10 protein-coding genes are annotated in these 14,881 nt (G+C 72.8%); 3 read left to right on the forward strand and 7 right to left on the reverse strand.

The window, feature by feature from the left end; genetic code table 11:
• Positions 1–155: 155 nt before the first annotated feature.
• Positions 156–2,360: an MMPL family transporter gene (locus LZ495_RS09085; protein WP_235051522.1), complete on the reverse strand. Its 2,205-nt coding sequence runs from the start codon at positions 2,358–2,360 to the stop codon at positions 156–158.
• A 210-nt stretch (positions 2,361–2,570) separates the two neighbouring features.
• Between LZ495_RS09085 and LZ495_RS09090 the strand changes: the two genes are divergently transcribed.
• Both LZ495_RS09090 and LZ495_RS09095 read left to right on the forward strand, forming a co-directional pair.
• Complete coding sequence (locus tag LZ495_RS09090; RefSeq protein WP_235051523.1) at positions 2,571–3,836, forward strand: MFS transporter; 1,266 nt, start codon at positions 2,571–2,573, stop codon at positions 3,834–3,836.
• Between the two features lie 105 nt (positions 3,837–3,941).
• Positions 3,942–4,709: a class E sortase gene (locus LZ495_RS09095; protein ID WP_235051524.1), complete on the forward strand. Its 768-nt coding sequence runs from the start codon at positions 3,942–3,944 to the stop codon at positions 4,707–4,709.
• A gap of 7 nt (positions 4,710–4,716) precedes the next feature.
• Here the strand turns inward: LZ495_RS09095 and LZ495_RS09100 are convergent, their stop codons facing one another.
• Both LZ495_RS09100 and LZ495_RS09105 read right to left on the reverse strand, forming a co-directional pair.
• On the reverse strand, positions 4,717–5,184 hold the full coding sequence (locus tag LZ495_RS09100) for a cell wall hydrolase (protein WP_235051525.1): 468 nt from the start codon (positions 5,182–5,184) through the stop codon (positions 4,717–4,719).
• Between the two features lie 252 nt (positions 5,185–5,436).
• The gene (locus LZ495_RS09105; RefSeq protein WP_235051526.1) at positions 5,437–5,763 is read right to left on the reverse strand and encodes a hypothetical protein; all 327 of its coding nucleotides are present in this window, start codon (positions 5,761–5,763) and stop codon (positions 5,437–5,439) included.
• A gap of 266 nt (positions 5,764–6,029) precedes the next feature.
• Between LZ495_RS09105 and LZ495_RS09110 the strand changes: the two genes are divergently transcribed.
• On the forward strand, positions 6,030–8,600 hold the full coding sequence (locus tag LZ495_RS09110) for an ATP-dependent Clp protease ATP-binding subunit (RefSeq protein WP_235051527.1): 2,571 nt from the start codon (positions 6,030–6,032) through the stop codon (positions 8,598–8,600).
• Here LZ495_RS09110 and LZ495_RS09115 read toward each other — a convergent pair.
• From LZ495_RS09115 to LZ495_RS09130, 4 genes are all read right to left on the reverse strand, one after another.
• Entirely contained in the window at positions 8,597–9,802 is a 1,206-nt protein-coding gene (locus tag LZ495_RS09115) for a low temperature requirement protein A (protein ID WP_235051528.1), read from the reverse strand. The genes LZ495_RS09110 and LZ495_RS09115 overlap by 4 nt on opposite strands.
• A gap of 151 nt (positions 9,803–9,953) precedes the next feature.
• A complete protein-coding gene (locus tag LZ495_RS09120; RefSeq protein ID WP_235051529.1) occupies positions 9,954–11,231 on the reverse strand; it encodes a metal-dependent hydrolase family protein in 1,278 nt (425 codons plus the stop codon).
• 201 nt (positions 11,232–11,432) lie between these two features.
• Positions 11,433–12,959 (reverse strand): GMC family oxidoreductase, encoded by a 1,527-nt coding sequence (locus LZ495_RS09125; RefSeq protein WP_235051530.1) that lies wholly within the window; start codon positions 12,957–12,959, stop codon positions 11,433–11,435.
• A 171-nt stretch (positions 12,960–13,130) separates the two neighbouring features.
• Complete coding sequence (locus tag LZ495_RS09130; RefSeq protein ID WP_235051531.1) at positions 13,131–14,780, reverse strand: AMP-binding protein; 1,650 nt, start codon at positions 14,778–14,780, stop codon at positions 13,131–13,133.
• Positions 14,781–14,881 lie beyond the last annotated feature (101 nt).

A 14,881-nucleotide genomic window follows, 5' to 3' on the forward strand; every position in this document is an offset into this window, starting at 1 on the left:
CGTGAGACACCGGGCGGCCAGGTGATCTGAACCATCGAGGGCAACCGACTGAAAGCCACACCCGGTGTCTCTGGGCCCCATGACCATACGACTGGCCATGATCAACCCACACAACAACGTAGGACCGGCTGACCGCGGCGCCGCGGGGCGTCCGGTCAGTGCATGCCGGCGTGTTCTGCCTCGCCGGCCTGCTCGGTCGGGTCGGGCGGGGTGGGGCGGGTCGCGCGGTCGGCGTGGCCGGGCCACCAGGCGGCGTGGCCGATCAGGGCGGTGACCGAGGGGACGAGGAACATCGACATGATGAACGCGGCGATGATGATGCCGACCGAGACCGCGAAGCCCATCTGCGTCATCATCGCGATGCCCGCGAACATCAGCGAGGCGAACGTGCCGGCCAGGATGACGCCGGCCGCGCCGATCGACGGGCCGGCGTGCTCGACCGCCAATGCGGCGGCCTCGCGGGGCTCGTGGCCCTGCTGCGCCTCCTCGCGCAGCCGGGCGACCATCAGGATGTTGTAGTCCGTGCCGATCGCCACCACGAACATGTAGATCATGATGGGCAGTGAGAACATCACGCCCGGATCGCCCACCAGCCCCTGGAAGACGTACACCGTCGCGCCCAGCGTGGCCAGGAAGCCCAGCACCACGGCGGCCATCAGGTACCACGGCGCCACGAGGCTGCGCAGCAGCAGCGCGAGGATCAGGATGATCAGCGCGCCGGCCACCGGGAAGATGACCTTCATGTCGTGGTTGGTGGCGTCCCGGATGTCCGCGAACTGCGCGGTGCCGCCGCTGACCAGGACCTCCGTGCCCGGCGGCGCCTGCGCCTTCGCGGTCTCGCGCAGCGGGCCGATCGCGTCCAGCGCCTCGGTGGTGTACGGGCTTTCCTCGAGGACGACCTGGATCATCGCGGCGGTGCGGTCCGCGCTGTACGTCACGTACTCGGGGACCGCCGCGCCCGGGTTGACCGGCTTGAGCGTGCCCACGTCGTCGTCGGTCTCCAGCGAGCGGGCGAACGCGCCGACCGCGACCGGGTCCAGCGGGGCGCCGCCGGTGGACGAGACGAACACCTGCGTCGGATTGAGCAGGCCGGCCGGGAAGCCCGTCTCCAGGTCCTTGGCGGCCTTCGCTGACTCGGTGTTGTCCGGCAGCTGGCCGAGCGCGTCGTAGTCGGCCTTGAAGCCGAGCACGCCCGCGGACAGCGCCAGCATGATCAGCGCGGCGATGCCGCCGACCAGCACCGGGCGGCGGCCCACCTGGGCGCCGAGGCGCTGGAAGCCGTGGCCCTGCGGCACCTGCTGCCAGCTCTTGGACGGCCAGAACACCTTCGGGCCGAGCAGCGAGACCACCGCCGGGACCAGCGTCAGGGCGGCCAGCGCCATCACCACGACGGCGATCGCCAGGCCCGGGCCCATCGACCGGTAGCCCCCGAAGGTGGCCAGGATCATCGCGCCGAACGCCACCACGACCGCACCGGCCGCGGACGCGATCGCCTCGCCGACCCGCTCGACCGCGACCACCATCGCGAGCTTCGCGTCGTCGCCCGCGCGCAGGCGCTCCCGGTACCGGAACAGCAGGAAGATGATGTAGTCGGTGCCGATGCCGAACAGCACCACGATGAGGATCGTCATCAGCGACTGCTCGACATGCAGCCCGAACGCCTTGCCGAACAGCGCGATGACCGGCGGCGCGACCATCGCCACCAGGCCCACCATGACGATCGGCATGAGCGCGGCGACCGGGCTGCGGAAGATGACCAGCAGCAGGATGAGGATCAGCACGACGGTGGCGATGCCGACGATCGCCTCGGCGCGCTTGAAGGCGTCCTCGTTGTCCAGCGACATCGCCGGGCCGCCCGCGTAGCCGACCACCAGCCCGGTGTTCGCCACCAGCGGCTTGGTCGCGTCGCGCAGATGTTTGACCGCTTCGTTGACCGCGGTGTCCTGGGCGCTGCCCTTGATGGTCGCGGTGGCCACCGCGATCTGCCGGTTCGGCGAGACGAGCGCGGGGCTGACCGAGGTGACGTCGCCGACCTGCGGATCGGTCGGCACCACGGTCTGCGCGCCGACCTGCGTGAGGATCTCCTGCGTCCTGGCGACGTCGGCCTCGGTCAGCGGCGCGCCGTCCGCCCGCTTGACCACGATCTGCGCCAACTGGTCCTGGGACTGCGGGAACTGCGCCTCGGCGAGCTCGGCAGCCTGCGCCGACTCGTACTTGGAGGGCAGGAAGCTCGCGGTGTCCTGATCGGTGATGTCGGACAACTTCGGCGCGAACGCCACGAGGACGACGGCGGCGAGCACCCAGAGCCCGATGACCTTCCACGGGTTGTGGACCACCAGCCGGCCGAGTCGTCCGAACATGGAGGGCTCCTGTCCTCGTGGTCCTCGGGGCGGCCGCCACCGGGCCGCTGCCTTTTTGCGACATTAGGTGCATATGGCGCAGGGCGCGTCCGGAGCGGGGCACGCGCTGCGCCGAGTGGGGGACGGACCGTCGGAGGCGCCGCAGGACGGTAATTCGGTGGGCGGCGCTGCGGGCGCGGCGTAGCGTACGAACGCTTCCGAGGGGGTGGCATGCCGTCGCGTGCGTTGTTCCGGAACCGGGTCTTCCGGCGGGTCTGGGCCGGAGAAGCCCTGTCGGGACTGGGCGACCTGGCCTTCGAGGTCGCCTTCCTGTGGCTGGTCCTCGAACACACCGGATCCCCGGCCCTGCTGGCCGCCGTACTGGTCGTGCAGGCCGTGCCGCGCGGCGTCCTGATGCTGCTCGGCGGCGCGGTCACCGACCGCGTGTCGCCGCGGACCGTGCTGCTCGCCTGCCATCTGGTCCGGGCCGCGGCAGTCCTCGCGCTGGGCGCCGCATCGGCCGCCGGACAGGTGCACACCTGGCAGTTCTTCGCGCTCGGCCTCGCGGCCGGCGCCGCCGAGGCGTTCTCGGTGCCGGCCGGCGGCAGCATCCTGCCGCAGCTCGTGCCGCACGACGACCTCGCCCGCGCGAACGCCTGGGTGGGCTTCGGCGAGCAGGGCGGACGCCTGGCCGGCCCGGTGCTGGGCGGCGCCCTGGTGGTGTGGGCCGGGACCGCCACCGCGGCCTGGTTCAACGCCGCGACGTTCCTGGCCGCCGCGGCGGCGATCGCGTCGGTGCCGCGGCGGCAGCCCGCGGCCGAGCGCCCGGCACCCGCTGCCGACGGCGGGCCCGGCGCCGCGGGCACCGGTTCGGCGCTGCGCCGCGACATCACCGCGGGGCTCGCGTACGCCCGGCGCAGCCGCGACGTGCGGACCGTGCTCCTGCTGGTCGGCGCCGCGACGCTCAGCTACGCCGGGCTGTTCGCGGTCGGCCTGCCCGCCCTCGCCGCGACGTACCCGGACGGCCCGATGACGCTCGGCCTGCTGGTCTCGGCCTGGGGCCTCGGCCAGCTCCTGGGCTCCGCGGCCGCCGCGGCCACCGGGCTCCCGGAACGCTGGGGCCTGCTCATCGTCGGCATGACCCTGACCGAAGGCGCCGCCTTCGCGGTACTCGGCTTCGCCCCGACCGCCTGGGGAGCGGCCGCCCTGCTCGCCATGCTGGGCTTCGGCGTCGCCTACTCGAGCGACGTCGCCCTGCCGACGTACGTGCAGACGCGCACCCCGCCGGAGTACCTCGGGCGCGTCAACAGCGTCATCTACCTGCCGCGGGTGGTCCTCGAACCGGTCTCCGTCGCCCTCATGGGCGTCGTGGTCGCCGCCGGGGTGCGGTGGGGGTTCGCGGCCGCAGCCGTGCCGATGCTGGCGGTCGGCCTGCTGCTCGCCGCCGACCCCCGGGCCCGCGGCCTGCGCACGACGCCGACCGCCGAACCGGGCTGAGGCACGGCTGCCGCCTCCGGCTATCGGCACCCGGCTGTGGAACTTGCCCGCCTCGTGTGCCAGAGTCGGCGGCACTTGTGACCGGGGCGAGGGGAGAGGGGCGGCGTGAAACTGCGCACCCTGATACGGGGATTCGGCGAGCTGTTCATCACGCTCAGCATCGTGATGCTGCTGTTCGTGGTCTTCGAGCTGTATTGGACCGGTGTGCTCGCCCGCGAGGCGCAGGCCGACGAACTGTCCAAGCTGGAGAAGAAGACCGAGCAGGTCCAGGCCAAGGCGGCCGCCACCGGTACGCCCGCGCCGGTCGCACCGGTCGTCGGCCAGCCCGCCGTCGAGACCCCGGCCGTCCCGCCGCCGCCCCCGTACGAGATCGGCGAGACCTTCGCGGTCATGTACATCCCGCGCTTCGGCAAGGACTGGGACTGGACCGTGCTGGCCGGCGCCCGCACCGAGATCCTCAAGAAGGGCCTGGGCTGGTACGAGGGTTCCGCGGCGCTCGGTGCCGACGGCAACTTCGCGGTGGCCGGCCACCGCAAGACGTACGGCGACCCGATGCTGGACTTCGACAAGCTCAAGGTCGGCGACAAGGTCATCCTGCGCGACACCATGAACTGGTACGTGTACACGCTCGACCAGCCGCTGGTGAACGCCGCGAACAACCCCGGCAAGGCGGTCTACAAGACCGTCCCGAGCGACGTCGGCGTGGTCGCCGCGCTGCCGGAGTCCGCGTACGACAAGCCCGGCAAGTACATCACCCTCACCACCTGCGAGCCGAAGAACGGCAGCACGCACCGGCTGATCGTGTGGGGCCACCTGGAGTCCGTCCAGCCGCTGTCGGCGGGCGAGCCGGCGGCCCTCAAGGGCAAGAAGTAGCCGGATTTCAGGGCGAAACGGCCCTGTCGAGAGGCACCCCGCGGGCCCGCTTGGCGCCGAGCAGCCGGGCGTAGCGCGGCCGCGCGGCGAACTCCGCGTACCGCCACACCACCGGGACGCCGACCTCCTGGCACAGATGCAGCACGTGGTCCGGCCCGACGTGGACCGCGACGTGCGCCGCATAGCCTTCTTCCAGCCCGGGCTTGGGCCCCGAGTCGAAGAGCAGCAGGTCGAGCGGCGCCGGATCCGCCACGGTCTGCACGGCGTCGTGCTCGGCCCACAACCCGGAAGAGTGCAGCGGCGGCACGTACCGCCCGAAGTGCGCGAGCACGGCGTACGCGTAGACCTGGCAGTTCGCCCCGCCCGACACGTCCCCGGGCTCGGTCGCCTCCGGATGCCGCGCGTAGACGTACGGAACGCCTCGCAGATGCTCGGGCAAGAACGCGAGCGAAGCCAAGTCGCCGGAAAACTCCATGGGTCAAGAATTCCGCATGGCATGTACCCGACCTGCGCCGCCCCGGCTCGCCGCGCTGTTCGGTCCGGTGGCGCCTGTTCGCGCAGGGTGGTTCACCCGTTCGAATGAGTGCGGGCGTCCGCTGCCGCGGGGGTGGGCGACGATATGTCCTTGTGTCGGTTGCTGCGGCGGTGCGGTTGCTCGACGCCGGGCTGCGCGAAGGGCCCGCGGCCATGCGGGCCGCGGTGCTGCGCACCCAGGAGACCGCCGACCTCAGCAGTGGTCCTCGACGTACAGCATCCGCCAGCCGTCGTCGGACCGGAACTCGTGGCCCAAGTAGCGACCGTCCGGCTTTCCACCCGGGCCTGCGTACGCGTCCTTGAGCTGTGCCCAGACTTCACCCCGCTCCGCCTCCGACAACGCACGCGGGCTGATCCCGCCCATGTCTCCCCAGATGACGACCGCATCCCGGTCTTTGGCGAGCCGTCGGACCACGCGCAGGTCGAGGCGCTTGCGGTGCAGGCTCCACCGGCCCCCGCCGTCGTCGACGAGGACGACCGGACCGGCAAGGCTGTCAGGGTTCATGGGGAAGCTCTGCATGGGCGGAATCGTGCCGTCCCTGGCCTCGCGAGGGAAAGCGGGATTTCGGAGTGGGAGCCACCGGGGTCGCGACCGCCCGGGGATCGGGCCGTCACCCGTTCGCGGCTGGGCCGAGCGGGTGACGGGCCGCAGAGAGCCCTGTTGCTGCGGCTCGGGCGCGCCCGTTGCGCTGCGTACGCCGGCAGGTTGCCCCTTTTGCGGGCCTTCTGGGCCTCTGTTTGAGTGGGAAGGCACGTGCCCCCGACGGTTTCTCGCGAGGACTCCCCATGTCGTTGTCGTCCTTCGGTTCCTATGGCCCGTCCGACCCGTTCGCCGATCTCCTGAACCGGTTCTTCGGTACCTCGCCCGCGGCCTCGCCGCCCGCGGTGCAGCGGGTGCCTATCGGCCGACTGCTGACCGAGTCGTCCCGGGAACTCCTCGCGCGGGCCTCCGGCAAGGCCGAGGAAGACGGCAGTGCCGACCTGGACACGCTGCACCTGCTGTGGGCGGCCACCCAGACCGAGCCCTCCCGGGCGCTGCTGGCCAAGGCCGGTGCGGCCCCCGAACGGCTCGGGCAGGACATCGCGGCGGTGCTGCCGCGCGAGGACGGCATGCCGTCCGCCGAGCCGGGCCTCACCCCCGCCGCGAAGCGCGTGCTCATCGCCTCGCACGCGCGTTCGCAGGCCGCGGGCGGCTCGTACATCGGCCCTGAGCACATCCTCGGCGCGCTGCTCGACGACCCCGACACCGGCGCGGCCAAGCTGCTGCGCGCCCGCGGCACCGACGTCGACGCGCTGGACCAGGCCGTGGACCGCGGCGCCGGCAGCGGCCGCGGCGAACGGCAAGGTCCCGGAGCGGGGTCCGGCACCGGGCAGCCCAGCGAGACCCCGACCCTCGACGAGTACGGCCGCGACCTCACCGAGGACGCCCGCTCCGGCCGGCTCGACCCCGTGGTCGGCCGCGCCGAGGAGATCGAGCAGACCGTCGAGATCCTCTCCCGCCGCTCCAAGAACAACCCGGTGCTCATCGGCGAACCCGGCGTCGGCAAGACCGCGATCGTCGAGGGCCTCGCGCAGCGCATCGTGTCCGGCGACGTGCCGCAGACGCTCAAGGACAAGCGCGTGGTCGCCCTCGACCTCTCCGGCCTGGTGGCCGGCTCCAAGTACCGCGGCGAGTTCGAGGAACGCCTCAAGAAGGTCATCGACGAGGTGGCCGCCGCCGAGCACTCGACCATCTTGTTCATCGACGAATTGCACACCGTCGTCGGAGCGGGCGCGGGCGGGGAAGGGGCGATGGACGCCGGCAACATGCTCAAGCCGGCTCTGGCCCGCGGCGAACTCCACGCGGTCGGCGCCACCACGCTCGACGAATACCGCAAGCACATCGAGAAGGACCCCGCGCTGGAACGCCGCTTCCAGCCCGTCATCATCCCCGAGCCGACGGTCTCCGAGACCGTGGAGATCCTCCAGGGCCTGCGCGACGCCTACGAGGCCCATCACCAGGTGCGCTTCTCCGACGAGGCGCTGGTGGCCGCCGCCGAGCTGTCCGACCGCTACGTGTCGGACCGCTTCCTGCCCGACAAGGCCATCGACCTCATGGACCAGGCCGGCGCGCGCGTCCGGCTCGCCTCGCTGGGCCGGAGCACGGCCGTCGCGGACGGCGAGGACGAGCTCGCCAAGCTGCGCCGGGAGAAGGACGAGGCGGTGGCCGCCGAGGACTTCGAACGCGCCGCGGAGGTCAAGAGCAAGATCGCCGACGCCGAGTCCGTCCTGGCCGGCCTCGGGGAACGCCGCGAAGGCGTGGTCGCGGTGACCGCCGCCGACATCGCCGAGGTGCTCTCCCGCCGCACCGGCATCCCCGTCTCGCGCCTCACCGAGAGCGAGAAGGACAAGCTCCTCAAGCTGGAGGACGCCCTCCACGAACGTGTCGTCGGGCAGGACGAGGCGGTCGTCGCGGTCTCGCAGGCGGTACGCCGCAACCGGGCCGGCATGGGCGACCCGAACCGCCCGGTCGGCTCGTTCCTCTTCCTGGGCCCGACCGGCGTCGGCAAGACCGAGCTGGCCAAGGCGCTGGCCGGACTGCTGTTCGGCGACGAGGACCGGATGATCCGGTTCGACATGAGCGAGTTCCAGGAGAAGCACACCGTCTCCCGGCTGCTCGGCGCCCCGCCCGGATACGTCGGCCACGAAGAAGCCGGCCAGCTGACCGAGAAGGTCCGCCGGCAGCCGTACAGCGTGCTGCTCTTCGACGAGGTGGAGAAGGCCCACCCGGACGTCTTCAACACCCTGCTGCAGGTCCTGGACGACGGACGCCTGACCGACGCGCGCGGCCGCACCGTCGACTTCCGCAACACCGTGGTCATCATGACCAGCAACATCGGCGCGCAGCGGATCCTCGCGCACCAGGGCGACACCGCCGCGATCCGCGACGAGCTGATGGCCGACCTCCGGGGCCGGTTCCTGCCCGAATTCCTCAACCGCATCGACGACATCATCATCTTCCACGCCCTCGGCGAGGACGAGCTCGGCCGCATCGTCGACCTGCTCCTCGACCACAGCCGGCGCCGCGTCCGCGCCCAGAACATGGAGCTGCGGGTCACCGAGGCGGCCAAGAAGCTGCTCGTCGAGCAGGGCCATCAGCCCGAGTTCGGGGCGCGCCCGCTGCGCCGCACGATCCAGGCGGAGCTCGACAACCGGATCGCGACCCTGCTGCTCGGCGGCGAGGCGCAACCCGGCGACGAGATCGTCGCGGACGTCCGGGACGGCGAACTGGTCTGCACGATCGCCCGCCCGGCCGCGTCGGCGGCAGCGCCCGGTGCCGCGGAGCCGCCGGGCTCCCCGAAGGCTTCGGACTCCTAGGCGTTCCGCGCCGCGGCGTCGGCAATGCCGGCTGAACCGGCCGCATCAGCCGCATCCGCGGTGCCGCGGGTTGCCGTTTCCTCGTAGGCGAAGACCGCGGCCAGGACCAGGGCTGCGCCGGCGACCTGGGCCAGGGCGGAACCCTCGGTGCCCAGCGGTACGGTGGCGGCCACCGCGGCGGCGCCGATCAGCCTCGGGGTGTGCGGGGTCAGGCCCACCGAGCCGCGGATCGCCGCGTTCGCCAGGAGGAAGACCACGACGCCGCCGGCCAGTGCGGCGGCCGGTGCGGTGCCGATGGTGTCGGCCGGGTGGGCGACCACCGACTTCGCGCCGACCGCGGTCAGCAGCACGCCGAGCAGCAGGAAGTAGTGCGCGAGGTTGTAGAGGCGGACCGCCAGGCGGTTGCGGCGGGCGTCGTCGAGGGAGGCCAGGAAGTCCGCGCAGTGCTCGTCGTCCCCGTGGCCGAAGTACGCCCACCACAAGCCGACCAGGACGGCCAGCGACAGCAGCGCCGAGACCAGCAGCGGTGCGGTCAGCCGGGCGTCGCCCGCACCGATCCCGATGGCGAGGACCGTCTCGCCGAACGCCACGATCACCACCAGGCCGTGCCGCTCCACGAAGTGCGGGGCCTGCAGCCGGAACACCGGCAGGTCGACCAGCCGCGGGATCGCGAACTGGAGGGCGAACGCCAGTGCCCACAGGACCAGCTGCGGCCGGCCCTCGACGTAGCCGCCGAGCGTCACCAGGCCTCCGCCCAGCAGGTTGAGGCCGCCCATCCGCAGTACCGGGCCGGCCGGCACGCCCGAGGCGGCGAACATGCCGGTGTGCAGCACCACGATCGCCAGGTACGCCCAGCCGAACGCCACGCCGCTGCCGTCGAACGCGTGCGGAATGGTCAGCGCGATGACCAGGAACGCGCCCATGCCCAGCAGGTGCAGGCCGCGCCGCCGGTGGTTGGACGGCGGCATGGCGTTGGACAGCCATATGAACGCGTCGTACATCCACCAGATCACCGCCAGTATCACCAGCACGCGGGCCAGGCCGCCCGCGTCCAGGTGGTGCGCCAGGCTGTCGCCCAGCTGCATGACGGTGAAGACGAAGACGAGGTCGAAGAAGAGTTCCAGCGGGCTGACCCGCAGTTCGGAGCCGTGGTGCACGGCGTGCGGGCCGGCGGCTCCGGAGGCGGCGGCTTCGGGGATCATGGGCGACGAGTATGGGGCAGAGCGAAGCCGTCCCGTCGGCCGGGTGGCCGCGGCGGGCGGTATTCCGCACCGCCGGGACCCCGCGGCGGTGCGCCGCCGGAGCGCCGTACCGCCGCGGGGAAGCGGGGGAGTGGGGGAGCGGGAAAGAGCGTCAGGCTCCGGGCAGTTCTCCGGCCGCGACCTCGCCGCCCTTGAGCACCGCCAGCGGCTTGCCCTCGGCGATGACGCCGATGTCGGTGGCCGGGTCGCCGTCCAGGACCAGCAGGTCGGCCAGCTTGCCGGGCTCCAGGGTGCCCAGGTCGTGTCCGCGGCGGGCGAGTTCGGCGCCGTTGCGGGTGGCCCAGCCGATCACTTCGAGCGGAGAGATCCCGGCCTGCTCGGTGTACAGGCGCAGTTCGCGCCCGTAGAGGCCGTGTGCGAAGCCGATCGCGCCGTAGTCGTCGCCCAGCACAAACCGCACGCCGGCCGCCTGCGCCTTGGGGATCGCCTCGTACATGTGCGCGAGGTCGGCGCGGATCGCCTCGGCACCGAAGCCGAACCCGTCGCCCATGAGTTCGAGGAAGTGCTTGGGGAAGTGCAGCGACGGGACGACGGATGCGCCCGTCTCCACCAGCGCGGCGATGATCTCGTCGTCCATCTCGTCGCAGTGGTCGACGATGTCGATGCCGAGTTCGAGCGCCATCATGATGGCGGGCTTGTTGACCAGGTGCGCGCGGATCAGCACATTGCGCGAGTGCGCGGCCTCGATCGCCGCGGCCAGTTCGTCCCGCGTCATCTCGATGCGGTCTTTGGGGGCGAGCGTGCCGTGCCCGCCGGTCACGAACAGCTTGATGACCTCGGCGCCGCGCTTGATCTCCTCGCGCACCCCGAACCGGAACTCGTCCGCGCCGTCGCAGATCCGCACCGCGCCCGACTGCGGCATGCCCCAGTGCCACGGCACCGTGTCGTTGGCGTGCCCGGTCGTGGACAGTTCGCGGCCGCACGGCCAGAAGCGCGGGCCGGGGATCAGGCCGTCCTCGACGGCCCGCTTGACGCCGGGCTCGACCTCGTTCGCGCCGCCCGCGCCGACTACGCCGGTGTAGCCGTGTTCGAGCGCGGTCCGCAGGTTCTTCGCTGCGATCAGCGCCTGGTACGAGGGCGGGAAGTCGTTGCCGTACGGCACGTTCGGGCGCGAGCCGAGCTCGTGGTACGTGGAGTGGAAGTGGCAGCTCCACATGCCCGGCATCACGGTGCGCCCGGCGAGGTCCACCACGGTGTCGCCGGGGGCCGGGACCAGCGACGCGGCCGCCTCGGCGCCGTCGGCCGCGCTCGGACCCGGGCCGTCCGCGGGTGTCCCGATCGCGGCGATCCGGTCGCCGTCGATCACCACCGTGCGTCCCGCCGCGGGCCCGTCGATCCCGTTCAGCACCGTGGCGTTCGTCAGCAGCAATCGACCTTCTCGACCCACAACAGCCTCGTTTCCCCGGCGGAGCGGCTGCCGCTCCGCGTCCGCGTGACGTGTCCGCGAGCCGGATGCCGCGTCGTCCCTGCATATATCGCACGGCCGAAGGCAAGGAACAAGACCCACAACAGCGCGACTTGATCAATGCGCGGGTGCGGGAGGCCATGCCCCCGGTGCGGCCCGCCGGGGTCAGGCGTCCGCTGCCACCAGTTCGGCGCCGAACTCGGCCAGCGCGGTGACCAGCAGATGCGTGTTGGCCCGAGGCACGGCCGGCACCACCGACGCGTCCACGATGCGCAGACCGGCCAAGCCGTGCACGCGCAGCCCCGCGTCCACGACGGACGAGGCCGGGCCGTCGCCGATCCGGCAGGTGCCGACGCCGTGGTAGAAGGCGTAGAAGCCGGAGGCGGGGGCGAGTACGTCGTCCGGCGCCTCGCGGGTCGCGTGCGCGGCGCGTAGGGCGGCGTGGTCGAGCAGCAGTCCCGATTCCGCCACGACGTGGGCGGCCAGCCGCATACCTGCCGCGAGCCGGGACAGATTCCCGGCGTCGTCCGTGAACGGCCATGCGATCCGCGCCGGGTCCGCCGGCGCGGCTCCGCCGGGCGTCACCGATCCGCTGCCGTCCGGGAGTTGGAGGGCCACGCTGATCTCGATCTCGCGCGTGCCGTCCGCGTTGCGCCGGGCGATCGGCGTGAGTTGGAGGTCGTGCCGCCGGTCGGCGGCCGAACCCGGGGCGGTGGCGCGGGCGATGGTCTGCAATGTCGGACCGCCGTCCGGGACCGCCTCGGGGCGTACCGGGGCGCGGTACGACACCACCATATGGTCCGTCAGGTTCCGTCCCACCGCGGCCAGTTCGTGGACCGGGTCGATGCCGAGCGCGGCGATGCCGGCGGCCGGTCCTATGCCGGAGCGCCACAGCAGCAGCGGATTCTGCACGACCCCGGCGGCCAGCACGACCTCGCCCGCGTACAGGCTTGCCCCGTCGGCCAGTTCGACGCCGATCGCACGGCCCGCGGCCGGGTCCAGCAGGATGCGGCGTACGTGGGCGTCGCCGCGTACGGTCAGGTTGCGGCGCTCGCGGGCCGGCGCGAGGTACGCGGCCGCATTGGAGACCCGCTCGGTGCCGCGCCGGTTCATCGGGATCGGCCCGGCCCCGGTCGAGCCCGGGCGGCTGTGGTCGGCGCAGAACTCGAGGCCGGCACCCACGCATCCGGTCACGAAGCCGTGCTGCAGCGGCGACCAGTCGGCCTCCGGGTGCCGGACGATCGGGATCGGACCCGCGTCCCCGTGGTAGTCCGCGGCCCCGAAGTCCAGGTCGCGCTCGATGCGGTTGAGGTACGGCAGCATCCGGTCCCAGCCCAGCTCCGCGGGCCAGGCCGCGAAGTCCTCGGGCTCGGGCCGCATCGCGACCGCGCCGTTGGTCGCGGACGAGCCGCCGACGCCGCGGCCGCGGGCGTAGTTGAGGAGGCGCCCGTCGGCCGCGGCGACCTTGTCGCCCCAGTTGTACGGCCATGCCACCGGACGCGACAGGTACCTCAGCTCGTCCGGCACCGCGCCGTCCGCGGCATGGTCGGGCCCGGCCTCCAGGAGCAGGACCGTGCGGTCGGCCCGCTCGGACAGGCGGGCGGCGAGTACGCAGCCGGCGGATCCGGCGCCGACCACGATCACGTCGAACTCCGCGGTGGCCTGCGGTTGCTGCGGCTGAGCCTGTGCCATGGTGCGACGCCTCCAAGTCCGGGCAAGGCAGTCATCATAGCTATGATGGCTATGTTGAGACAGGGCGCGGCGCCGGTTTTCTGATGAATGGTCAGCAGTCCTGCACGGTGGGCCTTTCGGTTGCGGGGAGGGCTGCGCCTACGCCGCGCCTACGCCGCGCCTGGCCTCGGACTACGGCCCGGCGTCGGCGCCGGATGCGCGGCGGTCCAATTCGCCGTGGTCGACCTTGCCGTTCGGCAGCCGGGGCAGCGCGGGCACCACGACCACGCGCCCGGGCACGGCTGCGGCGGGGAGGCGCTCCGCGAGGTGGGCGCGCAGCGCGCGGCGGTCGAGCGGCGCGCCGGATCCCGCTGCGTCCGGGGCCGAGCCGAGCGCCGCGTCGACTGCAGTGCCGGGAGCGGTGTCGAGAGGGGCGTCGGGGGCGGTGTCGAGAGCGGTGAAGGCGACGACGCGCACCCGCTCGCCCGCGTAGGCGATGCCCGCACCCGCCTCGGCGACCCCGTCGAAGGATGCGACGGCGCTCTCGATCTCGGCCCGCTCGACCCGCATGCCGCCCAGCTTCACCTGCAGGTCGGCGCGGCCGCGGAAGACCAGCGCGCCGTCCTCGCGCAGCGCCACCAGATCGCCGGTGGGATAGGCGCGGACCGGGGGTCCGTCCGCGTCCGGGAGGACTGTGACGCCGACATCGCCCTCGGCCAACCCCGGCCCGGAGACGATGAGTTCGGCGCTGCCGTCGTCGGCTTCTGCGGGCCGCAGATATACGGTCGCCCCCGGGATCGGCCGCCCGATCGGCACCGCGGGGCCGTCCGCGTCCTCCGGTACGCAGCGGTGCACCGTGCTCCAGACTGTGCACTCGGTGGGCCCGTACTCGTTGTACAGCGCCGTCTCCGGCAGTGCCGCGAAGTGCCGGCCCACCAGGTCCGGCGGGCACGCCTCGCCCGCCACGATCACCGCCGCCAGGCCGCCGAGCCGCGCGCCCAGCCCGCCGCGCAGCGCGATCGCGTACAGCGACGGGACCAGCAGCAGATGGGATGCGTCCGGGGATTCGGCCGCCCGCGCGAGAGCCAGCAGGTCGCCGGTGCGCGCGCCCGGCAGGATGAGCCGGCCGCCGGAGGCAAGCGTCCACCAGATGCCCGCCGCGGAACTGTCGAACGCGATCGACGACGCAAGGACGAAGCCGCGCACCGGGGCGCCGTAGTAGGCGAGCCGCGCGGCCGTCGAGTAGCCGAGGGCCTGCGCCGAGACCACCACCGGTTTGGGCACGCCTGTGGAACCGCTCGTGAAGCAGGTGTACGCGTACGGCCCCCGCGCGACCTCGACCTCGGTCCCGGCGTCGGCCTGACCGCATGCGGCGATCACGGTCGTCTCCGCGCCGGGCCGCAACTCCGGCAGGCCGTCCTCGGCCAGCACGATCCGCGCGCCGGACGCCTCGGCTGTCTGCCGCTGCCGGGCGGCCGGGAACGCGGCGTCCACCGGCACGAACCTCGCGCCTGCGCACAGCACGCCGACCATCGCCGCCACCGACCACCGCGTCCCGCCGCCGTGCACCACCACCGGCTCGCCGGTCTGCACACCCGCCTTGCGCAGATGCTCGGCCACGCCGCCGGCCATCGCCGCCAACTCGGCGTACGACACGGTGCCTTCCGGATCCGCGACGGCCACCGCCGGCGATGCGAAATGCGGCTCCAGCAGATCGAGGATGTGCGGGACCGGCTCCGGGAAGTCCGGACCGCGCATGAGCGGCCAGGGCGCTCCGGGAGCCGCCGCGTCCCGTCCTCCTCGTCCGCCGGCCTGCCCCTGCGCCGCCTCTGCCACAGCCACGCCCCCTGTCCCGTCGCCCTGCCACCTGTGCCCCGCCGTGCCTTCGCGCCGTTGTCCCGTCTCCGCGGACGCGCATGATCGTGCCGGGACCGCGCCGCCGC

This window comes from Yinghuangia soli, assembly GCF_021502675.1.
Classification (GTDB): Bacteria; Actinomycetota; Actinomycetes; order Streptomycetales; family Streptomycetaceae; genus Yinghuangia; species Yinghuangia soli.

Coding starts and splice junctions, on each gene's coding strand:
- LZ495_RS09085 (WP_235051522.1), bottom strand. CDS start 2,360: ATGTTCGGACGACTCGGCCGGCTGGTGGTCCACAACCCGTGGAAGGTC.
- LZ495_RS09090 (WP_235051523.1), top strand. CDS start 2,571: ATGCCGTCGCGTGCGTTGTTCCGGAACCGGGTCTTCCGGCGGGTCTGG.
- LZ495_RS09100 (WP_235051525.1), bottom strand. CDS start 5,184: ATGGAGTTTTCCGGCGACTTGGCTTCGCTCGCGTTCTTGCCCGAGCAT.
- LZ495_RS09105 (WP_235051526.1), bottom strand. CDS start 5,763: ATGCAGAGCTTCCCCATGAACCCTGACAGCCTTGCCGGTCCGGTCGTC.
- LZ495_RS09110 (WP_235051527.1), top strand. CDS start 6,030: ATGTCGTTGTCGTCCTTCGGTTCCTATGGCCCGTCCGACCCGTTCGCC.
- LZ495_RS09115 (WP_235051528.1), bottom strand. CDS start 9,802: ATGATCCCCGAAGCCGCCGCCTCCGGAGCCGCCGGCCCGCACGCCGTG.
- LZ495_RS09125 (WP_235051530.1), bottom strand. CDS start 12,959: ATGGCACAGGCTCAGCCGCAGCAACCGCAGGCCACCGCGGAGTTCGAC.